Annotated in this window: 30 protein-coding genes; 6 read left to right on the top strand and 24 right to left on the bottom strand. The window is 59.4% G+C overall.

The features are described 5' to 3' along the window. Nucleotides 1–296: 296 nt before the first annotated feature. From ACJ8J5_RS10980 to hinT, 7 genes are all read right to left on the bottom strand, one after another. Nucleotides 297–1,601 carry an NAD(P)/FAD-dependent oxidoreductase gene (locus ACJ8J5_RS10980; protein WP_004928794.1) on the bottom strand — a complete coding sequence of 435 codons (1,305 nt, stop codon included), beginning with the start codon at nt 1,599–1,601 and terminating at the stop codon, nt 297–299. Nucleotides 1,602–1,934: 333 nt separating this feature from the next. Beyond that, complete coding sequence (gene ycfP / locus ACJ8J5_RS10975; protein WP_015377468.1) at nt 1,935–2,477, bottom strand: alpha/beta hydrolase YcfP; 543 nt, start codon at nt 2,475–2,477, stop codon at nt 1,935–1,937. Between the two features lie 79 nt (nt 2,478–2,556). After that, on the bottom strand, nt 2,557–3,576 hold the full coding sequence (gene nagZ / locus ACJ8J5_RS10970) for a beta-N-acetylhexosaminidase (protein WP_043141667.1): 1,020 nt from the start codon (nt 3,574–3,576) through the stop codon (nt 2,557–2,559). A gap of 38 nt (nt 3,577–3,614) precedes the next feature. Further along, complete coding sequence (thiK, locus tag ACJ8J5_RS10965) at nt 3,615–4,481, bottom strand: thiamine kinase (protein ID WP_060432874.1); 867 nt, start codon at nt 4,479–4,481, stop codon at nt 3,615–3,617. Next, nucleotides 4,462–5,052, bottom strand: coding sequence for a penicillin-binding protein activator LpoB (lpoB, locus tag ACJ8J5_RS10960; RefSeq protein WP_025302429.1), 591 nt, complete (start codon nt 5,050–5,052; stop codon nt 4,462–4,464). Before lpoB ends, thiK begins: the two co-directional genes overlap by 20 nt. A 26-nt stretch (nt 5,053–5,078) precedes the next feature. Beyond that, nucleotides 5,079–5,468: a YcfL family protein gene (locus ACJ8J5_RS10955; protein ID WP_025302428.1), complete on the bottom strand. Its 390-nt coding sequence runs from the start codon at nt 5,466–5,468 to the stop codon at nt 5,079–5,081. 11 nt (nt 5,469–5,479) lie between these two features. Further along, nucleotides 5,480–5,830 (bottom strand): purine nucleoside phosphoramidase, encoded by a 351-nt coding sequence (gene hinT / locus ACJ8J5_RS10950; RefSeq protein ID WP_004928776.1) that lies wholly within the window; start codon nt 5,828–5,830, stop codon nt 5,480–5,482. Nucleotides 5,831–6,051: 221 nt separating this feature from the next. Here hinT and ACJ8J5_RS10945 point away from each other — a divergent pair, with 221 nt between their 5' ends. After that, nucleotides 6,052–6,957, top strand: coding sequence for a transporter substrate-binding domain-containing protein (locus ACJ8J5_RS10945; RefSeq protein ID WP_025302427.1), 906 nt, complete (start codon nt 6,052–6,054; stop codon nt 6,955–6,957). Here ACJ8J5_RS10945 and ACJ8J5_RS10940 read toward each other — a convergent pair. Beyond that, nucleotides 6,954–7,331, bottom strand: coding sequence for a winged helix-turn-helix transcriptional regulator (locus ACJ8J5_RS10940; protein ID WP_072271517.1), 378 nt, complete (start codon nt 7,329–7,331; stop codon nt 6,954–6,956). The genes ACJ8J5_RS10945 and ACJ8J5_RS10940 overlap by 4 nt on opposite strands. Before the next feature lie 99 nt (nt 7,332–7,430). Here ACJ8J5_RS10940 and ACJ8J5_RS10935 point away from each other — a divergent pair, with 99 nt between their 5' ends. Further along, on the top strand, nt 7,431–8,180 hold the full coding sequence (locus ACJ8J5_RS10935; protein ID WP_043141680.1) for an SDR family oxidoreductase: 750 nt from the start codon (nt 7,431–7,433) through the stop codon (nt 8,178–8,180). A 51-nt stretch (nt 8,181–8,231) separates the two neighbouring features. Here the strand turns inward: ACJ8J5_RS10935 and ACJ8J5_RS10930 are convergent, their stop codons facing one another. Further along, entirely contained in the window at nt 8,232–8,750 is a 519-nt protein-coding gene (locus ACJ8J5_RS10930) for a YybH family protein (protein ID WP_060447386.1), read from the bottom strand. 158 nt (nt 8,751–8,908) lie between these two features. Here ACJ8J5_RS10930 and ACJ8J5_RS10925 point away from each other — a divergent pair, with 158 nt between their 5' ends. Next, nucleotides 8,909–9,814, top strand: coding sequence for a LysR family transcriptional regulator (locus ACJ8J5_RS10925; protein ID WP_141969527.1), 906 nt, complete (start codon nt 8,909–8,911; stop codon nt 9,812–9,814). Between the two features lie 9 nt (nt 9,815–9,823). Here the strand turns inward: ACJ8J5_RS10925 and ACJ8J5_RS10920 are convergent, their stop codons facing one another. Continuing rightward, complete coding sequence (locus ACJ8J5_RS10920) at nt 9,824–11,128, bottom strand: Nramp family divalent metal transporter (protein WP_060447390.1); 1,305 nt, start codon at nt 11,126–11,128, stop codon at nt 9,824–9,826. 230 nt (nt 11,129–11,358) lie between these two features. Between ACJ8J5_RS10920 and mntR the strand changes: the two genes are divergently transcribed. Beyond that, a complete protein-coding gene (mntR, locus tag ACJ8J5_RS10915; protein ID WP_025302421.1) occupies nt 11,359–11,829 on the top strand; it encodes a manganese-binding transcriptional regulator MntR in 471 nt (156 codons plus the stop codon). 14 nt (nt 11,830–11,843) lie between these two features. Next, complete coding sequence (locus tag ACJ8J5_RS10910; RefSeq protein ID WP_442520477.1) at nt 11,844–12,209, top strand: DUF4180 domain-containing protein; 366 nt, start codon at nt 11,844–11,846, stop codon at nt 12,207–12,209. A gap of 56 nt (nt 12,210–12,265) precedes the next feature. Here ACJ8J5_RS10910 and ptsG read toward each other — a convergent pair whose 3' ends face one another. From ptsG to yceD, 14 genes are all read right to left on the bottom strand, one after another. Further along, nucleotides 12,266–13,699, bottom strand: a complete 1,434-nt coding sequence (ptsG, locus tag ACJ8J5_RS10905; RefSeq protein WP_049205136.1) for a PTS glucose transporter subunit IIBC — start codon at nt 13,697–13,699, stop codon at nt 12,266–12,268. Nucleotides 13,700–14,042: 343 nt separating this feature from the next. Then, a complete protein-coding gene (locus ACJ8J5_RS10900; protein ID WP_148123318.1) occupies nt 14,043–14,819 on the bottom strand; it encodes a metal-dependent hydrolase in 777 nt (258 codons plus the stop codon). Nucleotides 14,820–14,838: 19 nt separating this feature from the next. Continuing rightward, nucleotides 14,839–15,846 carry a DNA polymerase III subunit delta' gene (gene holB / locus ACJ8J5_RS10895; protein ID WP_025302416.1) on the bottom strand — a complete coding sequence of 336 codons (1,008 nt, stop codon included), beginning with the start codon at nt 15,844–15,846 and terminating at the stop codon, nt 14,839–14,841. Beyond that, nucleotides 15,846–16,484, bottom strand: a complete 639-nt coding sequence (gene tmk / locus ACJ8J5_RS10890; RefSeq protein WP_025302415.1) for a dTMP kinase — start codon at nt 16,482–16,484, stop codon at nt 15,846–15,848. Before tmk ends, holB begins: the two co-directional genes overlap by 1 nt. Then, nucleotides 16,474–17,499, bottom strand: a complete 1,026-nt coding sequence (mltG, locus tag ACJ8J5_RS10885; protein WP_414104615.1) for an endolytic transglycosylase MltG — start codon at nt 17,497–17,499, stop codon at nt 16,474–16,476. The genes tmk and mltG overlap by 11 nt, the downstream gene beginning before the upstream one ends. Nucleotides 17,500–17,512: 13 nt before the next feature. After that, nucleotides 17,513–18,310, bottom strand: a complete 798-nt coding sequence (pabC, locus tag ACJ8J5_RS10880; RefSeq protein WP_025302413.1) for an aminodeoxychorismate lyase — start codon at nt 18,308–18,310, stop codon at nt 17,513–17,515. A gap of 145 nt (nt 18,311–18,455) precedes the next feature. After that, nucleotides 18,456–19,697 carry a beta-ketoacyl-ACP synthase II gene (fabF, locus tag ACJ8J5_RS10875; protein ID WP_025302412.1) on the bottom strand — a complete coding sequence of 414 codons (1,242 nt, stop codon included), beginning with the start codon at nt 19,695–19,697 and terminating at the stop codon, nt 18,456–18,458. Between the two features lie 82 nt (nt 19,698–19,779). Next, the gene (gene acpP / locus ACJ8J5_RS10870) at nt 19,780–20,016 is read right to left on the bottom strand and encodes an acyl carrier protein (protein ID WP_004719003.1); all 237 of its coding nucleotides are present in this window, start codon (nt 20,014–20,016) and stop codon (nt 19,780–19,782) included. A gap of 154 nt (nt 20,017–20,170) precedes the next feature. Next, nucleotides 20,171–20,905, bottom strand: coding sequence for a 3-oxoacyl-ACP reductase FabG (gene fabG / locus ACJ8J5_RS10865; protein ID WP_016928193.1), 735 nt, complete (start codon nt 20,903–20,905; stop codon nt 20,171–20,173). Nucleotides 20,906–20,916: 11 nt separating this feature from the next. Then, nucleotides 20,917–21,846 (bottom strand): ACP S-malonyltransferase, encoded by a 930-nt coding sequence (gene fabD, locus ACJ8J5_RS10860; RefSeq protein ID WP_015377451.1) that lies wholly within the window; start codon nt 21,844–21,846, stop codon nt 20,917–20,919. An 18-nt stretch (nt 21,847–21,864) separates the two neighbouring features. Beyond that, nucleotides 21,865–22,818: a beta-ketoacyl-ACP synthase III gene (locus ACJ8J5_RS10855; RefSeq protein ID WP_043141705.1), complete on the bottom strand. Its 954-nt coding sequence runs from the start codon at nt 22,816–22,818 to the stop codon at nt 21,865–21,867. Nucleotides 22,819–22,824: 6 nt separating this feature from the next. After that, nucleotides 22,825–23,859 (bottom strand): phosphate acyltransferase PlsX, encoded by a 1,035-nt coding sequence (gene plsX / locus ACJ8J5_RS10850; RefSeq protein ID WP_025302410.1) that lies wholly within the window; start codon nt 23,857–23,859, stop codon nt 22,825–22,827. A gap of 11 nt (nt 23,860–23,870) precedes the next feature. Continuing rightward, complete coding sequence (rpmF, locus tag ACJ8J5_RS10845) at nt 23,871–24,038, bottom strand: 50S ribosomal protein L32 (protein WP_004927778.1); 168 nt, start codon at nt 24,036–24,038, stop codon at nt 23,871–23,873. Between the two features lie 16 nt (nt 24,039–24,054). Next, on the bottom strand, nt 24,055–24,576 hold the full coding sequence (yceD, locus tag ACJ8J5_RS10840; protein ID WP_004927780.1) for a 23S rRNA accumulation protein YceD: 522 nt from the start codon (nt 24,574–24,576) through the stop codon (nt 24,055–24,057). Between the two features lie 141 nt (nt 24,577–24,717). Here yceD and ACJ8J5_RS10835 point away from each other — a divergent pair, with 141 nt between their 5' ends. Beyond that, complete coding sequence (locus ACJ8J5_RS10835; RefSeq protein WP_062826731.1) at nt 24,718–25,299, top strand: Maf family protein; 582 nt, start codon at nt 24,718–24,720, stop codon at nt 25,297–25,299. Nucleotides 25,300–25,301: the final 2 nt, after the last annotated feature.

Genomic DNA, 25,301 nt, shown 5'->3' with positions numbered 1-25,301 from the left:
GCGCTTATTATTTTGCGCATGGGCGGCTTGCGGTATCCCGGTTTACGGCGTGCGCGACGCGCCGTCTGTAAACGAGGTAAAGTCTGCACAATGATCTGAGGACCCGCAATAAGACAAGGGGACCAAAAATGCGGGAAAACGGTCGTTTCGCCGCTGTTTAGGAGGAATCTTAAGAATTTTACCCATGCCGACGACAGCTTATGCTGAAGAATCAAACAACCGCCGCCGATCGCCTCGCGCCGCCATAAAAAAACCCGCGCGGGCGAACCGGCGCGGGTTGGTCGACAAAGGCAGGATCAGTGCATTTTCAGGCGCGGGCGGATCACCCGGTTGATACCGCCTACCAGCATCATCAGGCCGGTTTTGATGTAGCCGTGCAGCGCTACCTGGTGCATGCGGTACAGCGAGATGTAAACGAAGCGCGCGATGCGCCCTTCCACCATCATCGAGCCGCGCATCAGGTTGCCCATCAGGCTGCCGACGGTGCTGAAGCGCGACAGCGACACCAGCGAGCCGTGGTCTTTATATACGTATGGCTTCAGCGTCTGGCCGTTCATCAGCGCCAAAATATTGGTGGCGCAGCGCGAGGCCATCTGGTGCGCCGACTGGGCGCGCGGCGGCACGAAACCGCCGCCCTCTTTCGGGCAGGAGGCGCAGTCGCCGATGGCGAAGATGTTCGGATCGCGCGTGGTCTGCAGCGTCGGCTCCACCACCAGCTGGTTGATGCGGTTGGTTTCCAGGCCGCCGATGTCTTTCATAAAGTCCGGCGCTTTGATGCCGGCCGCCCACACCATCAGATCGGCGTCGATGAACTCGCCGCCCTTGGTGTTCAGGCCTTTGGCATCTGCGCTGGTCACCATGGTGTTGGTCAGCACGCGCACGCCCAGTTTGATCAGTTCCTGGTGCGCGGCGGCGGAAATGCGCGGCGGCAGCGCCGGCAGGATGCGCTCGCCGGCTTCCACCAGCGTCACGTTGAGCGCGCTGTTGTCCAGGCCTTCGAAACCGTAGCTGTGCAGCTGCTTCACCGCGTTGTGCAGTTCGGCGGACAGCTCAACGCCGGTGGCGCCGCCGCCGACGATAGCGATGTTGACTCGCTCTTTTTGCCCCGGCTGCGCCGAGAACTTCAGGAACAGGTTGAGCATTTCGTTGTGGAAACGACGTGCCTGATGTGGGTTATCCAGGAAGATGCAGTGCTCTTTCACGCCCGGCGTACCGAAATCGTTCGAGGTGCTGCCCAGCGCCATCACCAGGATGTCGTACGGCAATTCGCGCGCCGGCACCAACTCGCCGCCCTGCTCGTCGCAGATCTGCGCCAGCTGCAGCGTTTGCGTCTCGCGGTTGATGTTGGTCAACGACCCCAGCTGGAAGCTGAAATGGTGATTGCGTGCGTGCGCCAGGTAGCTGAGCGCATCCACGCCGTCATCGAGGGAACCGGTTGCCACTTCGTGCAACAGCGGTTTCCACAAATGGCTGTGGTTGCGATCCACCAGCGTGATCTCCGCTTTGTTCTTGCGGCCAAGTTTATGGCCCAGGCTGGTCGCCAGCTCCAGACCACCGGCGCCGCCGCCAACAATAACGATTTTCTTCTTTGGCGTTGTCAAAATAACCCCCTAAATGTGAACCATTTGTTATCCCAGGGTAAATAAATAATATCCTTAGAATACATAGGGTTCGCGTAAAATAAATCGGCTCTCTGAAGCCAGAATAGCATGTGAGGTTATTTGGTCATACCAAAATTGACGTACATCAATTTTTTTTGGTTAAAGGCTGGACGAGGGGATTTTTTGGGGATTGCGATTCAAATAGTTAGCGCTGAGTCACAGTTTTAAATTTTGCCGATTGCCACGCAAAATCTGGCTTTGACGCACAAAAAAGCCGCACTTTCCGTCGGTGAAAAGCGGGGGAGAGCGGCTCGCGGCAGCGTTATGAAACTGTTAACCCAGCGCCTTGAACGCCTTGAGCCGCTGCAGATGCGGCGAGATGTTTTTGAACTTGTGCGTCTGCTGTTCATCCCAGACGATTTCGTAGTAGTGATGCAGCAATTCGGCACTGCGCCGGTTATCCAGCACCTCGTCGTGGCGCGACAGCACCACCAGGCAGCGATCGCGATTTTTCTCGCGGAAATCCTCCACGCACTTGGTGGCGATATCGCGATACTCTTCCGGCCGGTCTATCTTGCCGTGCATGTGTTCTTCCGGGTACAGATTGGGATTGAACATCGCCTGGCGAATGCCGCACAGGAAGCCGATGCGCTCCGCCCAGAAGCCGCCGAGGCCGACCCCGCAGATCAACGGGTGCGCGTCGCCACCCTGCTGCACCGCCTTGTCCACCTCTTTCAACAGATGCTGCATGTCGTGACGCGGATGCAGCGTGCTGTAGCTGATAAAGCGCACGTCCGGATCGATAAACTGCAGCTGTAACACCTTTTCATGATTGCCGGGGCTGGTGGAATCGAAGCCGTGCAAATAGATAATCATGTGGATCCTCGCAACAAGCCAAGGGCCGCGGGCGCGGCCCTCATCATTTCCGCTCTGCGCCGCGGTGCGGCGCCTGGATTCACCCTTGCGAACGCTGCTTGTGCTCCTCCCAGCGTTCGCTCAGCGCGCTGAGCGCCTTGTGCGCCTGCTGCCAGCGCTCGGAGTCGCGCAGTTCCTGACGGGTGAACTGACCGCGATGATATAACCGCTTCACCTTCTCTGCTTTGACCGGGGACAGGTTATCCAACACGCTGACCGCGCCTTCGCGGTGGTTGCACACCAGGATCATGTCGCAACCGGCATCCAGCGCCGCCTGGCCGCGTTCGGCATAGCTGCCCATGATGGCGGCACCTTCCATCGACAGATCGTCGGAGAAAATCACGCCGTCGAAGCCCAGCTCCTGACGCAGGATCTGTTGCAGCCAGTAAGGCGAGCCGCTGGCCGGACGCGGGTCCGCTTCAGTATAGATGACGTGAGCCGGCATGACGGCGTCCAACAGCTGACGGTTGATCAGCTCGCGGAAGATCGCCATGTCGTGCTCGCGGATCTGCGCCAGCGGCCGCGGATCGCGCGGCGTTTCCTTGTGCGAATCGGCGCTGACGGCGCCGTGCCCCGGGAAGTGTTTACCGGTGGTTTTCATGCCGGCGCTGTGCATGCCGAGGATGAAGCGTTCCGCCATCGCCAACGCCTGCTGCGGATCGCTGTGGAACGAACGTTCGCCGATCGCTGCGCTGCCGTGGCCGATGTCCAGCACCGGCGCAAAGCTGATGTCGATATCCTGCGCGATCATTTCCGCCGCCATCAGCCAGCCGGCCTCCTGCGCCAGACGGCCGCCTTCCTGCGCATTGTGCAACGCGGCAAACGACTGCGCCGCCGGCAGACGGGTGAAGCCCTCGCGGAAGCGCTGCACGCGCCCGCCTTCCTGATCTACCGCCACCACCAGCCGATCGTGCGATTCGGCGCGGATCTGGCGCACCAGCTCACGCAGCTGCTCCGCATCGTGGAAGTTGCGGGTAAACAAGATCAATCCACCAACCAGCGGATGTTTCAAAATCTCGCGTTCTTCTGCATCCAGCTCGTAGCCGGCGACATCTAGCATTACTGGGCCCACGGGCACCTCACTTCATTATTGTTCGTTCAGAATTCGGATGATGATAAACAGAATCGCCGGCGCAGCGCCGCGCCCCAGCGCAAAAATTCGGCGTCGCCGCTCTGCTGCCAGCGCACTTCAAACCACAGCAGCATCAGATAATCCACCCACGGCAGCCAGCGCTGCACCTGCGCCTGCAGCCGGGCGACGTCGTGATAGCCCTGACGCGCGTAGTGCTGCAAAAAGCGCTGCTGCGCCTCCGCCGCCCAGCCGTTGCCGCGAAACAGCGCGGCGATATCCAACGCCACATCGCCGTCGGCGGCATACTCCCAGTCGATCAGCCGCAGCCCCTCGCCGGTCGCGAGCAAATTGCCCGGATGGATGTCCATGTGTAGCGGCGCCAGGCGTAATGGCCGCGGCGGCGCGCAGCGTAAGAAATGACGCTGCCAACTCAGCCAGGCGGGGGTTAAACGCCGCGTATCCAGCTGCTGCCAGTAGCGGCGGAACTGCCGCCGCAGATCCAACCGGTAACCACTGAGCGGCCGCCGGTGCAGCGTCGCCGCCATCGCCGCCAGCTCGCCGCGCTGATTCAGCCTGTCAAACTCAGCTTCTGTGACGACGTCACCTTCGAGCCATTCGAGGACAAGCCACTGATTATTCTGCGCGAAAACCCGTGGCCCCAGCCCCGGCGCGCAGCGACGCAAGACCTGCGCTTCCCGCCGCCTGCTCACGCCCAGCGTGCGTTTCTCCGCGCTGTTTTGCCGCGCCAGCAGCGTGATGCCCGAACCGTCGATACGCCAGCTCTCGCCGGTCAGCCCCTGCACCGGGCTGAAATGACAACCGGCGGTATTCACCGCCGGCAGTCTGGTTTCCATCAATCGTCGCAGCGCGGCCTCAGCGTTTAACGGCGCCATTGCCCGACCAGACGATCTCGCCGGTTTGCACCAGCATCAGCTGCATATCCAACGCCGGCGACTTCACGTCGCCGCTGACGTCGCTGTACAGCACGTACTGCGCACCGACGATGCGCGCCAGGCCAATCGCCTTGCTGCGCGAGCCGAAGCTGTCATCCGCCGACAGGCCCAATGTTTGTCTGGCGCTGGTCAGCTTCGCTTCCGGCACCACGCTGAAGGTGGAGTTCGACGCCAGCGCCTTATACAGCGCCGCGGTGGCTTTGCCCATCTGCAGCGAGCCGTTGGTGTTGTTCTTGACGCTGTCCAGCAGCAGCACGCTGCCGGCCGTGACGCCATCGGCCTTCAACATCTGATTTACCAGCGGCTGAACGCTGCCCAGCCAGTCGAGCTGCTGGATTTTCGGTGGCTGCGGCACCGGCTCGGTAGTTGGCGGCTGCGGCTGTTCGACCGGCGGCGTCGGCTGTTCTGGTTCGACGGTGACCGGCGGCAACGGCTGATCCGGCTCAGGCGGACGCGACAGACAGCCGCTCAGGGTGAATGCGGCCAGCGCCACTAAGACGTACTTTTTCATGCTTTTTCTCCAAACCTGGCAAGCGCTTACAGGTACAGATACAGACGCGCGCTTTTAGCTTCCAGATTACCGTTAATCGAGTAGATTTTGGCGTCCGAGTTAGGCGCCACGACGATCTCACGCGGTTTCTCGAAGGGGCGAATATCCAGCCCCTGCGCGTCGTACCAATAGAAACGATAATGCACGGTGACCGGCGTCGGTTGGCTGTTATTGAGCACCGAAGTCGCCATCACCCGGCCGGAAGCGTTCGAGACAGAGGGCGTATCGGCAAAAATGCCGGCGGTCAGCACCGAAGGATCCATCACCACCGTTTGCCCCCGGTTAACCGCGATGCCGGATGGCGAACTGCACCCCATCAGCAACGCGGCGGGCAGCGCCAACGCCATCAGACAACGCAGAGTTTTTTTACCGCGCATGATTTCCTCGCTTAACGTGACAGCAGCGGCCCCAGCGAGCGGCCACCGACCAGGTGCATATGAATATGATAGACCTCCTGACCGGCGTGGCGGTTACAGTTGACGATCAGGCGGTAGCCGTCCTCGGCGATGCCTTCCTGTTCGGCGATCTTCGCCGCGGCGGTGATCATGCGGCCCAGCGCAGCTTCGTGCTCGACGGTCACGTCGTTGACGGTTGGGATCAGCACGTTGGGAACGATCAGCACATGGGTAGGCGCCTGGGGGGAGATGTCACGGAAAGCGGTGACCAGTTCATCCTGGTAAACCACATCAGCAGGGATTTCGCGGCGGATAATTTTACTGAAAATCGTTTCTTCGGCCATCTGGCGTTCCTTGTTTTACACAATTAGCTGTACGCAGTATGAGTGACAAATTCTACTGCTTTCAACCTGATTGCGCACTTTCCACGTCGAGTGCTGCAGATTCGCGCAGGCCGTCGCCCCGCTTGTGCATCTTTTCACTTTGGTTATTCACTATTGTTGCTTTACTTGCCCCGCGCCGCCGCCAATAGTAACCCCATGATTAACAAAGGATAGAGGGCACTATGCCACTGAAGATTGCGGCGCTGTGCGCGCTGTTGCTGAGCGCTGCCGTGCAGGCGGCCACGACGGGCGGTATCGACCTGCAGGCTAACCGAGAGCCGATACGCACGGAGAAAAACCCGGCGGCTATCGCGCTGATCCCGGCGAACTTTCACTTCGCGGTGCCCGGCAAGCTGACGGTGGCGGTAGCATTCGAGAACTCCCCGCCGCTGGCGCTGTTCGCCGAAGACAATAAAACGCTGATCGGCAGCGATCCGGACATCGCCCGCCTGGTGGCCGACAGCCTCGGGCTGGAGCTGAATCTGGTGCCCACCTCCTGGGAAGATTGGCCCTTGGGCATCAGCGCGGGCAAATACGATGCGGCGATCTTCAACATCGCCGTCACCAAACAGCGTAAAACCAAATTCGACTTCGCCACTTACCGGGTGGACACGCTGGGCTTTTACGTCAAATCCACCAGCCACATCACCTCGATCAACCGCCCGCAGGACGTGGCCGGGCTGCGGATCATCGTCGGATCCGGCACCAATCAGGAAAACATTCTGCTGGGATGGGATAAGCAGAATCGCGCCGCCGGGCTGCCGCCGGTGCAGCCGATCTACGTGACCGACGACGCCGCCACCAACCTCAGCATTCAGTCCGGGCGCGCCGATGCGTTCTTCGGCCCCCACTCCACCGGCGCCTACAAGGCGGCGCTGACCGGCAAAACCAAAATGGTCGGCATCGGCCCCAACGTGGCCTACGTCGCGGTCACCACCAAAAAAGGCAACGGGTTGGTGAACGCCGTCAACGCCGCGATCAATGGCGCGATCGTCAGCGGCGAATATGCGCAGGTGCTGGAACGCTGGGGCGAAGGCGACGAAAAGGTCGAGCGCTCAACCATCAACCCGCCGGGCATCGGCGACTAGCTACCGATCAGCTGCGGGGCATGTCGGCGCATCCACTCGGCCAGCGAGTCCAGCGTCGGCCGCAGCGATTTGCCGAGCGTGGTGACCTGGTACTCCACCCGCGGCGGCACTTCGGGATACACCTGCCGCGTCACAAGACCGCGCTGCTCGAACAGCCGCAGCTGGCGCGTCAGCTCTTTTTGCGCAATGGGCGCCACCGCCCGCTGCAGCTCGCTGAATCGCACCGGGCCATCGATCATAATCAGCCGGTACAGGATGGGTATCGCCCATTTGCCCGACACCAGATTGACGAAGTCCACCATCGGGCAGGATTCGCCCGCCGTCGGCAACGCCGACAAATTATTTTTCGCCGCTAAGGGCGCGCGCGCCGTCATTTCATCCCACCTCGTCCTTTAGTATCCAAAAGGTGCCTACTATGCAAAAGGAACTATAGCGCAAATAATGCCGTAACAGACATTAAAGAGGAATCGGTTATGTCACGACTGCAAGGCAAATACGCATTGATCACCGGCGGCACCAGCGGCATCGGGCTGGAAACCGCCCGCCAATTCATCGCCGAGGGCGCAACGGTGGCGATCACCGGCCGCAGCCAACGTGCCCTGGACGCGGCGGGCCAGGCATTGGCGGGCAACGCGCTGTTGCTGCTGAGCGACGCCGGCGACATCCCACAGCAACGTGCGCTGGCGCAGCAGTTGGAGCAACGGTGGCCGCGGCTGGACGTGCTGTACGTTAACGCCGGCGACGTCACGCACCGCCCGCTGCAGGAGTGGGATGAGCAGAGCTACCAGCGGCTGATGGACATCAACCTGAAGGGGCCGTTCTTTCTGATCCAGGCGCTGCTGCCGCTGCTGGCCACCCCTTCCTCGGTGATCCTGTGCGGTTCGGTCAGCGCCCATATCGGTCTGCCGCAAAGCAGCGCCTACGCCGCCAGCAAAGCCGGTTTGTTATCTCTGGCCAGAACGCTCTCCGGCGAGCTGCACGCGCGCGGCATTCGCGTCAACGGCCTCAGCCCCGGCCCGACCGAAACCCCGGCGCTGGGAAAACTGGGGCTGGCGGAAGCGGATGAACGGGCATTGCGCGACGATATCCGCGCGCTAGTGCCGATCGGCCGCATGGGCAGCGCGCTGGAGCTGGCCAAAGCGGCGGTGTTTCTGGCGGCGGATGAGTCGGCGTTTATGGTCGGCGCGGAGCTGCAGATGGATGGCGGCGTGGGGAACCTGTAACCGCGCGCGACACCCTAAGAAGGCCGCTTGCGCGGCCTTTATCTGTCCCTCTCAGCTCACCCCTTGAATCGGGTTGGTATTAAAGGTGTAGACCACGATCTTCCATTGGCCCTGCTGTTTCTCCAATACAAATACTTCACGGTTTAAATCGATCAGGGTAGCACCGTCGCTTATTCGGGTAACCGTTGCGCCGCGATGATGGTGCGTGCGCACATAGGCCATATTCCCGTTCACGTTGACGCTGTCATAAGCAAACTCGGTTTCAAATTTCTCGTTTTTAAATAAGTCATCATATTGTTGGCGGCGCTTTTCATTGCTGTCCGCCGTCGGTTTTTCGTTCCATTGTGAGTAACTTTCTGGCGCAAAAAGTGACAAAATCGTTTGCGTATCGCCGGCGTTAAGCGCTGTCTGGTAGCGGTTTATCAGCTCATACACCGCCTTCTGTTCGGCCGCGACGCCCGCCTCTGCGGAAACCCTGTAACTTTGCGATGCGGCCTCGCTGCTTGCGGCATAAGTTTGGCCGCACAAGCCCGCGCCCGCCAATAACAATACGGCAGTTAATTTTTTCATATAAATATCCTCTTCGGCATTATTTCATTATGGCAATACAGGATGCGATTTCAGATAAATAAAAACGCTGAAAATAAATTATCCAATGCTGCGTAAAATTGACAGCCGGCATATTTAAAAATACTCTTTTAATAATTTAAATAATGGAAGCCGTTAACATGAATGAACTGCACGCGCTGCGCGTATTCTGCCAGGTGGTGGAAATGGAGGGGTTCAGCCAGGCGGCAACCAAAATGGGGCTCTCCCCGGCCAGCGTCACATACAGCATCAATCAGCTTGAAAAACAGTTCGGGCAATCCCTCTTCAAGCGTTCAACCCGGCGCTTCTCGCTGACCAGCGCCGGGGAGCGTTGCTATCGCACCGCGCAAGAGATACTGCGGCAGTTTGACCAACTGAAAAACGACATGTCGGGTGACTTTGAACAACCGCGCGGACCGCTGCGGGTTGAGATAGCCTCAATGCTGAGCAGCATGCATATCGCCCCGGCGCTGCCGGCTTTTTTGGCGCAATACCCGGAATTGCAGCTCAGCGTGTCGGTTAGCGATCGCCTGGTCAATCCGGCGGAAGATCGCGCCGACGTATTTATTCGCATCGGCGCCGGCGACATCCCCGAGATGGTCAACCGCCAATTGCTGCAACCACGCTATTTGTGCTGTGCGTCTCCCGATTATTTTGCGCGCCATGGCCGGCCGGAACACCCGAAACAGCTGCAACAGCATCAGCGGCTGGGATTTATCCGTTCAGGCGCAGCGGCGGCGGACGACTGGCAGTTCATTCGCGGTGACGAACGCTACTCTCTGGCGCCCAGCCCGCTGCTGAGCTTCAACCATTCCCCATCGCTGTGCGAGGTTGCCAGGAATCACTTCGGCCTGGTTTACTTGCTGGATTGCACGCTGGAAAATTATCTGAAGACAGGGGAATTGGAGCCGATACTGCAGGAATGGGCGCCCACGGGAGCGCCGATCAATATTCTCTATCCGCGCCTGCGGGATCGCAGCCACAAAATTCGGGTCTTCGTCGACTTCATCAGCGAGCTGTTCGCCAACAAATTCGCCAGGCCCTGATCGCGCGGCTCACCCCAGCCCAGGGATCTCGACGCCGAAGGTCTGCAATAGCAGCACCACGTTGAGCAGCACGATCACCACCGTGCCGACCACTGCCGCCAGGCTGGTCCAGCGGCCGTTGGCAAACTCGCCCATGATGTCACGGCGACGGGTGAACATCACCAGCGCGATCATCGGCGCCGGCAGCGCCAGGCTCAGCACCACCTGGCTGTAGACCAGCGCGTCGGTGGCGTTGACGCCCATCGCCACCACGATAAACGCCGGCACCATGGTGACCAGGCGGCGCACCCACACCGGAATGCGGAAACCGACGAAGCCCTGCATGATCATTTGCCCGGCCATGGTGCCCACCACCGAACTGGAAATGCCAGAGGCGATCAGCGACGCCAGGAAGATACCGGCGGCGGCCGCGCCGAACAGCGGCGTCAGCGTATGGTAGGCGGTGCCAATTTCGGCCACGTCGCTGTTACCGGCGTGGAAAGCGCTCGAGGCCATGATCACCATCGCGATATTCACCAGCCCTGCCAGCGCCAGCGCGATCACCACTTCAATATTGGAGAAACGCAGCAGCTTGCGCCGCTCGCCGTTGTCGCTGGCCGGGCTGCGGTGCTGGGTCAGCCCCGAGTGCAGGAAAATGGCGTGCGGCATCACGGTGGCGCCGATAATGCCGACGGCGATGGTCAGCGCCTGGGCATCCGGCAGTTGCGGCGTCACCATGCCGATCCCGGCCGCCTGCCAGTCCACCGGCACAATGAACATCTCCACCAGGTAGCACAGCGCGATGATGCCTACCAGGCCGCCGATCATCAGCTCGACCGGGCGGAAACCTTTCTTTTCCACCATCAACAGCGCATAGGTGATCACCGCCGTCACCCCCATCCCCGCCAGCAGCGGCATGTGGAACAGCAGCGCCAGTGCGATCGCCCCGCCGAGAAACTCCGCCAGATCGGTGGCCATCGCCGCCACTTCGCTAAGCAGCCACATGCCGATCACTACCGGCCGCGAAAACTGATCGCGGCACATCTCCGCCAGATTGCGGTTGGTGACGATGCCGAGCTTGGCCGACAGCGCCTGGAACAGCATGGCGATCAGGTTGGCCATCACCACCACCCACAGCAGGCTGTAGCCGTATTTCGCCCCGGCCTGGATGTTGGTGGCGAAGTTACCGGGGTCCATATAGGCAATAGAGGCAATCACCGCCGGGCCGGCGAACAGCAGCGGCGTAAAAGCGCCGCGCTTGCGCCCGGCAAGGGCGGCACCAATCGCAATGTTGGTCCGTTCGGTTAACGATGAGGGAGTTGCCGCGTCTCGCATGAAGTACCCTTAATCTTTTTCTGGTTATTTTTCCACCGATCATGCTGACAATGTAGCATCGGCTACACTTTATGCAACAGGCGAAATTAATGGGCTTTGTGTAGAGATATTTCTAACTACCACAATGCGTGGCATCGAATTGATAATGTGTGCTATTTGGACTAACTTAGGGCAACCCTCCCCGCATTGCCGGGAGACGCCATTTTTATGCTTACAGGACGCCCCACGCTATGGTTACCCGCGCGCCAGATAACGCCGACCGCCCCGCCCAGACCGACATGCCGGACGAGGCCGAGCACGCCCTGCGTTTTAGCCGCGCCCGCGAAGCGCAGTCCAATGCGCTGATCGAAGATTACGTTGAGCTGATCGCCGATTTGCTGCAAAGCACCCGTGAAGCCAGAACCACCGATATCGCGCGCCGCTTCGGCGTCTCTCACCCGACGGCGATCAAAAATATCGCGCGGTTGAAAAGCGCCGGGCTGGTGGAATCGCGCCCTTATCGCGGGGTGTTTTTAACCGAGGAAGGCGAGCAGCTGGCGCAGAAGGTGCGCCGCCGTCACCGCATTGTGGTCGATCTGCTGATGTGCCTCGGGGTGCCGAGCGAAACTGCCGAGCTGGACAGCGAAGGGATTGAACACCATATCTCGGACGAAACGCTGGCGGTGTTCGAGCATTACTTGCAGCAACACGTCAAACCCTGACTCCCGGGGCGCCGATGAGCTACGCCGTGCAGCACGTTCATGGCCTGCGCCTGGTGGTTTTCGCCGAAGCCGGGCCGCTGTTGAAAGACGAAAACGACGTCAGCCTGTTTATCGCGCCCGCTTTTGAACACGAGGCCGGGATGATTGCCCTCCCCGTCAACCGCCTCGACGCCGCCTTCTTCCAGCTAAGAAGCGGCGTGGCCGGCGCCGTATTTCAGAAATTCATCAACTACCGCCTGCGCGTGACGCTGCTGGGTGATATCACCCCCTGGCTGGCGCAAAGCTGCGCGCTGCAAGATTTTGTGCGTGAAGCCAATCGCGGCGAACAGATCTGGTTCCTTCCTTCTCTCGCTGAACTAAATCAGCGCCTTGGCGCCTGACGACAGGCAATAAAAAAGGGAGGCTTTCGCCTCCCTTGATAACTCCCCTGCCTGAATCAGTGATTACGGATGTATTCGTCCATATCGGTTTTCAGGTTGTCGGACTTGGTGCCGAAGATGGCCTGCACGCCGGAGCCAGCGACGACTACGCCGGCTGCGCCCAGTTTCTTCAGGCCCGCCTGGTCAACTTTGGACACGTCGGCCACGCTGACGCGCAGACGAGTGATGCAAGCATCCAGGTTAGTGATGTTTTCTTTACCGCCGAAGGCCTGAACCAGCGCCGCGGACATTTCGGAACCGCCCTGCGCAGTCTGCTCGGCAGCGCTGTCTTCACGGCCCGGGGTTTTCAGATCCAGTTTGGCGATCAGCACGCGGAAGATGGTGTAGTACACCAGACCGTAGATGATGCCGACGATAGGGAACAGCCAGATTTTGCTGCTGTTGCCGCTCAGTACGATAAAGTCGATCAGGCCATGCGAGAAGCTGGTGCCGTCACGCATGCCCAACAGGATGCAGATTGGGAACGCCAGACCGGCCAGGATAGCGTGGATCACGTACAGGATCGGCGCGACGAACATGAAGGAGAACTCGATCGGCTCGGTGATACCGGTCAGGAACGAGGTCAGCGCGGCGGAGATCATGATGCCGCCGACTTTCGCGCGGTTTTCCGGCTTGGCCGAGTGCCAGATGGCGATGGCCGCAGCAGGCAGACCGTACATTTTGAACAGGAAGCCGCCGGACAGTTTACCCGCGGTTGGGTCACCCGCCATGTAGCGAGGGATATCACCGTGGAATACCTGGCCCGCCGCGTTGGTGAACTCACCAATTTGCATCTGGAACGGTACGTTCCAGATGTGGTGCAGACCGAACGGCACCAGAGCACGCTCAACCACGCCGTAAATGCCGAAGGCCACGACCGGGTTCTGATAAGCCGCCCACTGCGAGAAGGTCTGGATAGCCGTACCGATCGGCGGCCAGATGAAGGACAGCACTACGCCCAGAACGATCGCCGCCAGACCGGAAATGATCGGCACGAAGCGCTTACCGGCAAAGAAGCCCAGGTATTCCGGCAGTTGAATGCGGAAGAAGCGGTTGAACATATAGGCCGCGATGGCGCCGGAGATAATCCCCCCGAGCACACCGGTATCCGCCAGGTGTTTGGCCGCAATCTCTTCAGCCGGCAGGTGCAGCACCAGCGGCGCAACCACCGCCATGGTTTTCACCATGATGCCGTAGGCCACCACCGCCGCCAGCGCGGAAACGCCGTCGTTGTTGGTGAAGCCCAGAGCAACGCCGATGGCGAAAATCAGCGGCATGTTGGCGAAGACCGAACCGCCCGCTTCCGCCATCACGTGGGAGACTACCGCAGGTAGCCAGCTAAAGTTGGCGGAGCCGACGCCCAGCAGGATACCTGCGATAGGCAACACGGACACCGGCAGCATGAGCGATTTACCTACTTTTTGCAGGTTTGCAAATGCGTTCTTGAACATAGTTGAGTGTGCTCCTGAGTAATAATGCTTTGCTACTTCTTGTCGCGATGATTCGCGCTGCAAGGGGGGGAGAAAAACCCCTGCAATTCAGGGTGTCTGAGCACCCCTTGAATTTATTACGCAGAGTAAAATAAATAGCCTGCGCAATGTTTGATGACAATCACGTTTCGATGATCGAGCCGCGGTAACTTTGCATAAACCGGCCATTTTTTGGCAAAACCGGCCAAAAAACACGCACCAATCACCCTGAAACGGGAGGGAACCTTACCCGTTTCAGTGATTAATTACGAGCTTAAAAAAAATTACGCAGACAATGACCTACCGCTATAGCCTAGGTCAAAGATCACAGATCGAGGTGAAATAAGCGTGAAAAGTTGGCGGTGGTGGCTTCGGCCAGTTGTTCCAGGCTGACGCCCTTCAATACTGCCATGTATTCAGCCACATCACGCACATAGGCGGGTTGGTTTTCTTTGCCGCGATGCGGCACCGGCGCCAGATAAGGCGAATCGGTTTCCACCAGGATGCGATCCAGCGGCACGTAGCGTGCCACTTCGCGCAGTTGTTCAGCATTGCGGAAGGTGACGATGCCGGAGAAGGAGATGTAGAAGCCCAGATCCAGCAAAGCTTCGGCAGTGGTCAAATCTTCAGTGAAGCAGTGCAGCACGCCGCCGCACTCCTGTGCGTTCTCTTCACGCAGGATCGCCAGCGTGTCCGCGCGCGCATCGCGGGTGTGGACGATCACCGGCTTGTTCAGATCCCGGCCAATGCGGATATGTTCGCGGAAAGAGTCCTGCTGCAGCTCAAGATTGTCTTTCTGGTAGAAGTAATCGAGCCCGGTCTCTCCCAGCGCTACCACCTGCTCCGCCGCCGCCAGGCGACGCAGCTCGGCGTAATCATACCCCTCTTCCAGATTGAGCGGATGCACCCCGCAGGAGAAAGCCACATCGTTGCGCTCGCCGATCAGCTCGGTCATGGAACGGTAGCCCGGCAGCGTGGTGGCGACCGCCAGCACATAGCCGACGTCGCGCGCTTTGGCTTTGGCCAGCGCATCGTCCACATTCTGATGCAGCGTTTGATAATCCAGACTGTCAAGGTGGCAATGAGAATCGACTAACAACATAATTTTTAACTCTTTTACTTTACAGCGAATGAGGGTGGGAATAGCCGGCGGCGCCAAGCATCTGTTCCCAGCGAAGTAACTGTTCGGTCAGCAGCAGCTCGCGATTGACACCCACCACGCTGAGCAGCTGATGGCGGCAGGTCAGCCACTGCTGCACGATCTGCTGCAGCGAGGCGCTGCTCAGCACGCTGGCCAGCTGATGCACCAGTGGTTGCTGATCCTGATTCAATACATAGTGATGCGCGCCCTGCTGCCACTTCATCGCGTCCACCAACAGCGCGCACAACCAGTGCAGGCGCTCGGCGACATCTTCATGGTTCAGCACCGGCAACAGCGACAGCATATCGCGCTGCGGCAGCGCGGCGCTCAACGCGGTGCACAGGGCGCTGCGCTGTTGCCACTGCTGCGGCTGTAACAGCTGTTCGGCGGCCAGCGGCGCGCCGTCGTGCAGGCGCAGCGCCGTGAGGCGGTCTGTCTGAGAACCGGCCGCCTGCCGGCCCAGCCACTGCAGGCTGAGCTGCTCATCCGGGCTGGCCAAATGCCAATAAAGACAGCGGCTGCGCAGCGTCGCCATCAGCCGCGACGGCTCACGGCAACCCAGCAGAAAATAGGTTTTCTCCGGCGGCTCTTCCAGCGTTTTAAGCAGTGCGTTGGCCGCCGCCTCGGTCAACTGTTCCGCCTGCGGCAGCCAAATCACCTTGGCGCCGCCCTGCTGCGCGTGGGCGTACAGCGTTTCAATCACCTGGCGGATCGGTTCGATACCCAGGTTGCTCTTGCCCTTTTCCGGCGCCAGCACGTGATAATCCGGGTGATTCCCCGCCAGCATCAGCCGGCAGCTGTGGCACTCGCCGCAGCTTTTTTCGCCGTTGCGCTGTTGGCAGATCAACCAACGGCTCAGGCCGTAGGCCAGCGCATCGTCACCATTGCCCGCCGCCGCATGCAGCAGCAGCGCGTGGTGGCCGCGACCGTCGGCGTACTGCCCAATCAGCTGGCGATAAGGGCCATTCAGCCACGGGTACCAGTTCATTATGCGCCTTCCTGCTGCCGCAGCCAGTGGCCGACGCAGTCGCGGATCGCCGCGGTCACCTGTTCCAGCGGCTGGGCGGCGTCAACGGTAACGATCGTTTCATCCTGCGCCGCCAGCTCAAGATAGCGAGCGCGGGTGCGTTCGAAGAACGGCAGCGCCTCCTGTTCGATGCGATCCAGCTGGCCGCGCGCCTGCGCGCGTTGCAAGCCGACCAGCGGAGGCAGATCGAGATAAACCGTCAAATCCGGGCGGAAATCCCCCAGTACGGTGTCGCGCAGCGAACTCATCAGCTGTGGGTCCACACCGCGGCCGCCGCCCTGGTAAGCCTGTGAAGAGAGATCGTGGCGGTCGCCCACCACCCAGGCACCACGCGCGAGGGCGGGTTTGATCACGGTTTCCACCAGCTGCACGCGCGCAGCGTACAGCATCAAGACTTCGGCCTTGATGGTCGGCAATTCGCCGTCGATGCCGCGTTTGAACAGTTCGCGCAGCTTCTCCGCCAGCGGTGTGCCGCCCGGTTCGCGGGTGAAAACGATGTCGTTGATGCCATGTTCGCGCAGCACATTGACTACCGTGTCACGCGCTGTGGTTTTGCCCGCGCCTTCCAGCCCTTCGATTACAACGAATTTACTTTTCATTCTTTTCCTTTAACGCCTGACGGTACACGCGCACCGCCTGGTTATGGCTCGCCAGATTGGTGGTGAAGGTATGCCCACCCTTGCCGTCGGCGACAAAATAAAGATATGGCGTTTTGGCCGGATTGGCGGCCGCTTGGAGCGAGGCCTCGCCCGGCATGGCGATCGGCGTTGGCGGCAGGCCGGCGATCACATAGGTGTTGTAAGGCGTCGGCGTCTCCAGATCCTTGCGCGTGATGTTGCCATTATAGCTTTCGCCCATGCCGTAGATCACCGTCGGATCGGTCTGCAGGCGCATGCCGATGCGCAAACGGTTGACGAACACCGACGCCACCTTGCTACGCTCTTCCGGCACCGCGGTCTCTTTCTCGACGATCGAGGCCATAGTCAGCAGCTCTTCCGGAGTTTTATACGGCAGGCTGGTGTCGCGGCCGTCCCAGGCGGCCTGCAGCGCTTTGTTCATACGAACATGTGCGCGTTTGAGCAGCGCGATATCGCTCATGCCGGCGGTATACTGATAGGTATCCGGGTACAAATGCCCTTCCGGGGTTTCTCCCGCAGGAATGCCGAGCGCTGTAGCGATCTCCACTTCGCTCTTGCCCGCCAGGGTGTGTTTCAGGTATTTGGACTGCTGCAATACCTGCTGCCAGTCACGCAGGCGTGAGCCTTCGATAAAGCGTGCGGTGAACTGCGCCTCTTTGCCGCTGGCCAACAGTTTCAGCATCTGGCGCACCGTCATGCCCGCCGTGAACCGGTAGGTACCGGCTTTAAACTCCGCCAGCTCCGGCTCCAGTTTCAGCAGCCACTGGAACCAGCGGCCGCTGCGCACCAGTTTATCGCGCACCAGTAACCCTTCCAGCGCCACCCGGCCGGTGCCGGCAGGCAGTTTGAAGATGGTTTCTTGCTGGATAGCCAGCGGCGTATCGGCAAAGCGTTCGATCTTCTGGTAGCCCCAAAACAGCAGCGCCAATACCAGAACAACAATAACAGACAGGACCTTCAGCTTTCTTTTCTTCATCAATCAGCCATGGTTAACAGTGTGGACGCAAAAAATCATACAGCTGGCGCGAATGATAACGCCATGATTGAGCAACGTTTACCGGCAGCAGCGGCATCAGCGCGTTGCTCACCAGGACTTCGTCGGCATCGGCCAGCGTCTCCAGCGGTTCGCTGACGCAGTGCAGACGGTATTCCGAGCCCGCCAGCAGCGCGATCACCCGCCGCCGCATCAGGCCCGCGACGCCCGCCTGGCTCAGGTCCGGGGTAAACACCGCTTTTCCCTTACGCCAGAACAAATTAGCCGCACAGCATTCCACCAGCATACCGGCAGTGTCAAGCACCAGTGCCTCGTCGGCGGCCGTCTGGTCAAGATGCGCGCGGATCAGCACCTGCTCCAGGCGGTTCAAATGCTTCAACCCCGCCAGCAGCGGATTGCGCGCCAGCGCCACCGGGCTGAGCGCAAGCGTGATGCCCTGCTCGCGCCACTGCAAATAGTGCGCAGGGTAGCTGCTGCGGGCGACGATGCGCGTTGGATTTTCGCACCCCGTCGGGCTGTAGCCCCGCCCGCCGCTGCCGCGCGTCAGTATCGCTTTGACCACGCCGAGCGGAATTGATTCGGCCGCCTGAGCCATCTCGCGCTCGAAAGCGGCCCAATCGGTAGTGGGCAGCATCAGCCTCTGTGCCGCTTGCTGCAGCCGCTCCAGGTGCCAGGGCAACAGCTCGATTTTACCGTCGATAACCCGGGCGGTAGTAAAGCAGCCATCGCCGAACTGCAGGCCACGATCGCTCGGCGCCAGCGCATCGTGGCGTTGTCCGTTAATCCAGTACATGCTTCCTCCTGTTGCCGGGTGATTTCATTACGCTCGCAGAATAGCAGGCGACGAGGCAATACGCAGCCCTGCTGACGGCCGGACGCCAGGCGTAAAAAAGCCCGGTTAAAAAACCGGGCTTTTCATCAGCGAACAACCGCGCGAGTTACACTCGGCGGAAGATCAGCGAGCCATTGGTGCCGCCGAAGCCGAAGGAGTTGCACAGGGTGAACTCCATATCGCTGACCTGGCGCGCTTCGTGAGGCACGAAGTCCAGATCGCAACCTTCATCCGGGTTATCCAGGTTGATGGTTGGCGGTACCGCCTGATCGCGCAGCGCCAGCACGGTGAAGATAGACTCGATCGCGCCCGCCGCACCCAACAGGTGGCCGGTCATCGATTTGGTCGAGCTCACCAGCACGCGCTGGGCATCAGCGCCGAAGACGGATTTCACCGCCTGCGCTTCCGCCTGGTCGCCCGCCGGCGTAGAGGTGCCGTGCGCGTTGATGTAACCGATTTGTGACGGGGTCACACCGGCATCAAGCAAGGCATTTTCCATCGCCAGCGCAGCGCCTGCGCCGTTTTCCGGTGGTGACGTCATGTGATAAGCATCGCTGCTCATCCCAAAGCCAACCACTTCGGCATAGATTTTCGCGCCGCGTTTTTTCGCGTGTTCGTACTCTTCCAGCACCATCATGCCGGCGCCGTCGCCCAGCACGAAGCCGTCGCGGTCTTTATCCCACGGACGGCTCGCCGCCTGCGGGTTGTCATTACGGGTGGACAGGGCGCGCGCTGCGCCAAAGCCGCCGACGCCCAATGGGGTGCTGGCTTTCTCTGCCCCACCGGCCAGCATCACGTCAGCATCATTGTAAGCAATGATACGCGCTGCATGGCCGATGTTGTGCACACCTGAAGTACAGGCGGTGGCGATGGAAATGCTTGGGCCACGCATGCCGTACATGATTGTCAGGTGGCCTGCAATCATATTCACGATGGTGGAGGGCACGAAGAACGGGCTGATTTTCCGTGGGCCACCGTTAACCAGTGAACTGTGGTTTTCTTCGATCAAACCCAGGCCGCCGATGCCGGAACCAATCGCGGCTCCAATACGGCTGGCGTTAGCCTCGGTGATGTCCAGACCTGCATCCTGCATGGCTTGCATGCCGGCAGCGATACCGTACTGGATAAAGGCATCCATCTTGCGCGCATCTTTGCGGGAGATGAAATCCTCAGAATTAAAATTCTTTACCAGGCCAGCAAACTTGGTCGCATAGGCAGTGGTATCGAAATGGTCGATCAGGCTGATGCCACTCTGACCGGCAAGAAGAGCGTTCCACGTGGACTCTACCGTATTGCCGACAGGAGACAACATGCCCAGTCCGGTCACAACTACTCGACGCTTAGACACGTTTGTCCTCCAGGGAGGGAAAAATATGACACTAGGGATAGAAAAAACTTAGGCGGTCGAACGACCGCCTAGATATGTTCTCTTACTGCTGGCTGGCGTTGATGAAATCAATAGCTGCCTGAACAGTAGTGATCTTCTCAGCTTCTTCGTCTGGAATCTCGGTGTCGAATTCTTCTTCCAGTGCCATTACCAGCTCAACGGTGTCAAGAGAATCAGCGCCCAGATCTTCAACGAAAGAAGCGTTGTTCAAAACTTCTTCCTGTTTAACACCCAGTTGCTCAACAATGATTTTCTTAACGCGTTCTTCGATAGTGCTCATACTCTTAAATTTCCTATCAAAACTCGCTTTCGCGATGGTTTTCGTAGTGTATAAAATGCTGAAAAAGATGCAACTAAATCCCGGCTGGTCAAACCACGATTTTACGCTATTTTGCGGTTTTTGCCTCAAATAACGCAAATGGTTTTCACATTTTTTAAATCATGTACATGCCGCCATTGACATGTAACGTTTCACCGGTGATGTAGCCGGCCTCATCAGAGGCCAAAAATGCAACAGCGCTGGCGATTTCTTTAGCATCGCCCAGCCGGTTGGCTGGAACTGATGACAAAATGCCTGCGCGTTGATCATCTGTCAACGCCCGTGTCATGTCCGTCTCAATAAAGCCAGGTGCCACGACGTTGACCGTAATGCCACGTGAAGCAACTTCACGTGCCAAAGATTTGCTAAAACCAATCAGGCCGGCTTTAGCCGCCGCGTAGTTCGCCTGCCCTGCGTTCCCCATGGTGCCGACGACGGAACCGATGGTGATGATACGGCCAAACCGCTTTTTCATCATAGCGCGCATTACCGCTTTTGACAGGCGGAATACGGAAGTCAGGTTGGTGTCGAGGATATCCTCCCACTCGTCATCCTTCATACGCATCAGCAGGTTATCACGCGTAATGCCGGCATTATTCACTAAAATGTCGATTTCGCCAAATTCGGCGCGAATCGATGCCAGCACGCTGTCGATAGATTGCGCATCAACAACGTTCAACATAAACCCTTTGCCGTTTGCACCCAGGTAGCTGCTGATCGCTTCAGCGCCGCTCTCGCTGGTCGCGGTACCGATCACTTTGGCGCCGCGTGCCACAAACGTTTCTGCAATAGCTCGGCCAATACCGCGGCTTGCGCCGGTGACCAGAACGATTTTACCTTCGAAGCTCATCATTTTCCTCTTTATTGTTCAAGCGCCGCCGACAGGCTGGCGGTGTCGTTCACCGCCGCAGCCGTCAGGGTGTCAACAATACGTTTAGTCAGACCGGTCAGCACTTTGCCCGGCCCCACTTCCAGCAGCGACGTCACGCCCTGTGCTGCGATAAACTCTACGCTTTCGGTCCAACGCACCGGGCTGTACAGCTGACGCACCAGCGCGCTGCGGATCGCTTCCGGATCGTTTTCGGTGCGCACGTCGACGTTGTTCACCACCGGCACCTGCGGCGCGTTGAAGGTGATGTCCTGCAGCGCCACGGCCAGCTTGTCGGCGGCCGGCTTCATCAGCGCACAGTGCGAAGGCACGCTCACCGGCAGCGGCAGCGCACGTTTGGCGCCGGCAGCTTTACAGGCGGCGCCTGCGCGTTCAACCGCTTCTTTGTTGCCGGCGATGACCACCTGGCCCGGCGAGTTGAAGTTGACCGGAGAAACCACCTGCCCCTGCGCAGACTCTTCGCACGCCTTGGCGATCGCGTCGTTATCCAGACCGATGATGGCGTACATCGCGCCGGTACCTTCCGGCACTGCTTCCTGCATCAGCTTGCCGCGCAGCTCGACCAGACGGATCGCCGCCTTGAAGTCCAGCACGCCGGCGCAGACCAGCGCCGAGTATTCGCCCAGGCTGTGACCCGCCATCAGCGCAGGCGCTTTACCGCCCTGCTGCTGCCAAACGCGGAAAATCGCCACCGAGGCAGCCAGCAGAGCCGGTTGGGTCTGCCAGGTCTTGTTCAGTTCTTCCGCCGGGCCTTGCTGCACCAGCTGCCACAGGTCGTAACCCAGGGCGGAGGAAGCCTCGCCGAAGGTTTCTTCGACGATCGGGAACTGTGCGGCCAACTCGGCCAGCATGCCAACGGTCTGCGACCCCTGGCCCGGGAAAACAAAAGCAAATTGCGTCATTTTTTCTTCCTGTCCAAATCAGAAACGAACCAGCGCCGAGCCCCAGGTAAAGCCGCCGCCAAAGGCTTCCAGCAGCACCAGTTGGCCACGCTGAATTCGCCCGTCACGCACCGCTTCGTCCAGTGCGGAAGGCACCGAGGCGGCAGACGTGTTGCCGTGACGATCGAGCGTCACCACCACTTTGTCCATCCCCATGCCCAGCTTTTTCGCCGTTGCGCTGATGATGCGCAGGTTGGCCTGGTGCGGCACCAGCCAATCCAGCTCGCTGCGGTCCATGTTGTTGGCCTGCAGCGTCTCGTCGACGATGCGCGCCAGTTCGGTAACCGCAACCTTGAAGACTTCGTTGCCCGCCATGGTGACATAGGCCGGCTTGTCCTGATTCTGACGATCCTTGTACGGCAGCGTCAGCAGGCTGCCGTAGCTGCCGTCGGCATGCAGATGGGTAGACAGAATGCCCGGCGCTTCAGACGCCCCCAGCACCACCGCACCCGCGCCATCGCCAAACAGAATGATGGTGCCGCGATCTTCAGGATCCAGCGTGCGCGACAAGACGTCCGCGCCGATAACCAGCGCATGTTTGACCGCGCCGTTTTTCACGTACTGATCGGCCACGCTGAGCGCATAAGTAAAGCCGGCGCAGGCCGCAGCCAGATCGAACGCCGCGCAGTCTTTGATGCCCAGCATTTGCTGCACCAGGCACGCCGCGCTCGGGAACGCGTGAGTCGTTGTGGTGGTCGCCACGACGATAAGCCCAATGTCTTCTTTAGCCACACCTGCCATTTCCAGCGCTTTCTCAGCGGCCTGGAAGCTCATCGTCGCGACGGTTTCATCCGCAGCAGCGATGCGACGTTCGCGGATACCGGTACGCGTGACGATCCACTCGTCAGAGGTATCCACCATTTTTTCCAAATCAGCATTGGTGCGCACTTGTACGGGCAAATAACTCCCCGTACCGAGAATCTTTGTATACATGTACGATCAGTCACTCTTAGGTAATACAGCCTCAAGGCGCGCAGCAATCCTTTCCGGGACTTGCCGCTGCACCGCCTGCACAGCCTGTTCGATTGCGACTGCAAACGCGTGAGGGTTCGCAGCGCCGTGGCTCTTGACTACGGTGCTGCGCAATCCTAACAGACATGCGCCATTATACTGGTCGGGGTTCAGGTGGCCGAACCGCTTAACCACCCGTTTTTGCAACCAACGGCCCAACAATTTCAGCCACCACGCTTGCTTGTTTCCGTCGCCGGACGATTTCAGCAGCGATAAGAATACCCTGACCACCCCTTCCATGGTTTTCAGGGTGACGTTGCCCACGAAGCCATCGCAGACCAACACGTCGGTCTTGCCGGTGAGCAGTTCGTTTCCTTCCAGGTAACCAATATAGTTGATTGCCGGAGTATTTTTTAGCACAGCGGCCGCTTCGCGGATATTATCCAGGCCTTTGGTCTCTTCTTCGCCAATATTCAGCAGCGCCACCCGCGGTTGCGCAATGCCGATCACCTCTTCCGCCATCACCGCGCCCATCACGGCAAACTGCACCAGCATGGTACTGTCACACTCGACGTTGGCGCCCAGATCCAGCACCACGGTTTTACTGCGTTGCTGATTCGGGATCGCCGTCATCAGCGCCGGGCGCTCGATGCCGTCCAGCGGCTTGACCAACAGCTTCGCCAATCCCATCAGCGCACCGGTATTACCGGCGCTGACGCAGCCCTGCGCATTGCCGCTGCTGAGCTGTTCGAGCGCAATGCGCATCGACGTGCCGCGGCTGGCGCGTATCGCTTGTGAAGGTTTTGCGTCGCCGGCGATCACAGACTCGGCGGGCACGACTTGCAGACGCTCCAGAAGAACCGGATCGGCATGGGCAAGCAAAGGGGAGATGACGTCGGGATTGCCGACCAGCAGGAGATGAAGCTGTAAATTAGAGGCCAGTGCCTGCAACGAAGCAGGCACTGTGACGCAGGGACCGAAGTCCCCGCCCATTGCATCTAACGCCAGGGTTAGACGAGTCAAGGTATCGCTACTTAGCCGATAACCTTGCGACCGCGGTAGAAACCGTCGGCAGTGATGTGGTGACGACGGTGAGTTTCACCGGATACTTTGTCTACAGACAGAGTAGTCGTGGTCAGAGCATCGTGCGAACGACGCATGCCACGCTTGGAACGGGTTGGTTTATTCTGTTGTACGGCCATGGACCTTACTCCTCAATTACTTACGCTTTAAACTGGCTAATACGGCAAACGGATTCGGTTTCTCCGCCTCGGGAGGCAGTTGGCCAAATACCATGTCCGCTTCGGACACTTCACAGTGTTCAGATTCATGTACCGGAACGACAGGCAGTGAAAGAATAATTTCGTCTTCAATCATTGCCAACAGATCGACTTCGCCAAACTCGTCAACTTCGATCGGTTCGTACGCTTCCGGTAATGCCTCAGCCTGCTCATCATTGACGACCGGGCTAAAACAATATGTTGTGTGAACCTGATGTTCGAACGGGACTCCACAGCGTTGGCACATCAACGTTACCGTGACGTCCGCATGCCCTGTTATCACCGCGAGGCGCTGATTGTCGATATTAAACGACAACGACACCTCAACATCACTGTCCACACTGACCACGGAGTCGGCAACACGAGTAACCTGCTCAGGCGCATAGACACCAGCATAGTCCAGGCGTTTCTGAGCGGTACGTACCGCATCAATGGTCAAGGGTAATTTTACCTTTTGCATAGGGCGCGCATATTAACTTTGTAACGACATAGAGTCAAAGAAAAAGGCCGTAAAACGGCTCCTTTCACCAATATTCGCTTCCACAGCGGCCGACAGTTTAAAATGCCGTACCCATTTACGCTACGGTTTGCGAAAAAAATTATGCAGAGATTGCTTTTAGCCTCCACCTCCCCCTATCGAAAAATGCTGCTGGAGAAGCTGCAACTGCCGTTCGACTGCGCCGCGCCGCAGGTGGATGAAACCCCACTGCCGGGTGAAAGCGCCGAAGCGTTGGTGCTGCGCCTGGCGACAGCGAAGGCTCAGGCGCTGGCCCTCGCCTACCCCGAGCATCTGATCATCGGTTCCGATCAGGTCTGCGTGATCGATGGCAGCATCACCGGCAAGCCCCATACCGAGGTGAACGCCCGGGCGCAGCTGCGCCAGGCCAGCGGCCAGGCCGTGACCTTCTATACCGGCCTGGCGCTGTACAACAGCCGCAGCAAGCAGCTGCAGGCCCTGTGCGAGCCTTTCCACGTGCATTTTCGCGCGCTGAGCGAGGCGGAGATCGCCGCCTATGTGCGTCTAGAGCAACCGCTGAACTGCGCGGGCAGTTTCAAGAGCGAGGGATTGGGGATCGCGTTGTTCGACAGGCTGGAAGGCCGGGATCCGAACGCCCTGATCGGCCTGCCGTTGATCGCGCTGTTGGAGATGTTGCGGGCTGAAGGCATCAACCCGCTGGTCTGACG

Origin of the sequence: Serratia sp. CY43202, assembly GCF_052168755.1 — a bacterium.
GTDB lineage: Bacteria > Pseudomonadota > Gammaproteobacteria > Enterobacterales > Enterobacteriaceae > Serratia > Serratia bockelmannii.
Note: the sequence above shows the minus strand (reverse complement) of the source record. Positions and strands in the feature narration are given on the sequence as shown.

What these genes read in the sequence shown, in the direction of transcription:
- ycfP (WP_015377468.1), bottom strand. Translation starts at nt 2,477, where the DNA reads ATGATTATCTATTTGCACGGCTTCGATTCCACCAGCCCCGGCAATCAT.
- nagZ (WP_043141667.1), bottom strand. Translation starts at nt 3,576, where the DNA reads ATGCTAGATGTCGCCGGCTACGAGCTGGATGCAGAAGAACGCGAGATT.
- thiK (WP_060432874.1), bottom strand. Translation starts at nt 4,481, where the DNA reads ATGGCGCCGTTAAACGCTGAGGCCGCGCTGCGACGATTGATGGAAACC.
- lpoB (WP_025302429.1), bottom strand. Translation starts at nt 5,052, where the DNA reads ATGAAAAAGTACGTCTTAGTGGCGCTGGCCGCATTCACCCTGAGCGGC.
- ACJ8J5_RS10955 (WP_025302428.1), bottom strand. Translation starts at nt 5,468, where the DNA reads ATGCGCGGTAAAAAAACTCTGCGTTGTCTGATGGCGTTGGCGCTGCCC.
- hinT (WP_004928776.1), bottom strand. Translation starts at nt 5,830, where the DNA reads ATGGCCGAAGAAACGATTTTCAGTAAAATTATCCGCCGCGAAATCCCT.
- ACJ8J5_RS10945 (WP_025302427.1), top strand. Translation starts at nt 6,052, where the DNA reads ATGCCACTGAAGATTGCGGCGCTGTGCGCGCTGTTGCTGAGCGCTGCC.
- ACJ8J5_RS10940 (WP_072271517.1), bottom strand. Translation starts at nt 7,331, where the DNA reads ATGACGGCGCGCGCGCCCTTAGCGGCGAAAAATAATTTGTCGGCGTTG.
- ACJ8J5_RS10935 (WP_043141680.1), top strand. Translation starts at nt 7,431, where the DNA reads ATGTCACGACTGCAAGGCAAATACGCATTGATCACCGGCGGCACCAGC.
- ACJ8J5_RS10930 (WP_060447386.1), bottom strand. Translation starts at nt 8,750, where the DNA reads ATGAAAAAATTAACTGCCGTATTGTTATTGGCGGGCGCGGGCTTGTGC.
- ACJ8J5_RS10925 (WP_141969527.1), top strand. Translation starts at nt 8,909, where the DNA reads ATGAATGAACTGCACGCGCTGCGCGTATTCTGCCAGGTGGTGGAAATG.
- ACJ8J5_RS10920 (WP_060447390.1), bottom strand. Translation starts at nt 11,128, where the DNA reads ATGCGAGACGCGGCAACTCCCTCATCGTTAACCGAACGGACCAACATT.
- mntR (WP_025302421.1), top strand. Translation starts at nt 11,359, where the DNA reads ATGGTTACCCGCGCGCCAGATAACGCCGACCGCCCCGCCCAGACCGAC.
- ACJ8J5_RS10910 (WP_442520477.1), top strand. Translation starts at nt 11,844, where the DNA reads ATGAGCTACGCCGTGCAGCACGTTCATGGCCTGCGCCTGGTGGTTTTC.
- ptsG (WP_049205136.1), bottom strand. Translation starts at nt 13,699, where the DNA reads ATGTTCAAGAACGCATTTGCAAACCTGCAAAAAGTAGGTAAATCGCTC.
- ACJ8J5_RS10900 (WP_148123318.1), bottom strand. Translation starts at nt 14,819, where the DNA reads ATGTTGTTAGTCGATTCTCATTGCCACCTTGACAGTCTGGATTATCAA.
- holB (WP_025302416.1), bottom strand. Translation starts at nt 15,846, where the DNA reads ATGAACTGGTACCCGTGGCTGAATGGCCCTTATCGCCAGCTGATTGGG.
- tmk (WP_025302415.1), bottom strand. Translation starts at nt 16,484, where the DNA reads ATGAAAAGTAAATTCGTTGTAATCGAAGGGCTGGAAGGCGCGGGCAAA.
- mltG (WP_414104615.1), bottom strand. Translation starts at nt 17,499, where the DNA reads ATGAAGAAAAGAAAGCTGAAGGTCCTGTCTGTTATTGTTGTTCTGGTA.
- pabC (WP_025302413.1), bottom strand. Translation starts at nt 18,310, where the DNA reads ATGTACTGGATTAACGGACAACGCCACGATGCGCTGGCGCCGAGCGAT.
- acpP (WP_004719003.1), bottom strand. Translation starts at nt 20,016, where the DNA reads ATGAGCACTATCGAAGAACGCGTTAAGAAAATCATTGTTGAGCAACTG.
- fabG (WP_016928193.1), bottom strand. Translation starts at nt 20,905, where the DNA reads ATGAGCTTCGAAGGTAAAATCGTTCTGGTCACCGGCGCAAGCCGCGGT.
- fabD (WP_015377451.1), bottom strand. Translation starts at nt 21,846, where the DNA reads ATGACGCAATTTGCTTTTGTTTTCCCGGGCCAGGGGTCGCAGACCGTT.
- ACJ8J5_RS10855 (WP_043141705.1), bottom strand. Translation starts at nt 22,818, where the DNA reads ATGTATACAAAGATTCTCGGTACGGGGAGTTATTTGCCCGTACAAGTG.
- rpmF (WP_004927778.1), bottom strand. Translation starts at nt 24,038, where the DNA reads ATGGCCGTACAACAGAATAAACCAACCCGTTCCAAGCGTGGCATGCGT.
- yceD (WP_004927780.1), bottom strand. Translation starts at nt 24,576, where the DNA reads ATGCAAAAGGTAAAATTACCCTTGACCATTGATGCGGTACGTACCGCT.
- ACJ8J5_RS10835 (WP_062826731.1), top strand. Translation starts at nt 24,718, where the DNA reads ATGCAGAGATTGCTTTTAGCCTCCACCTCCCCCTATCGAAAAATGCTG.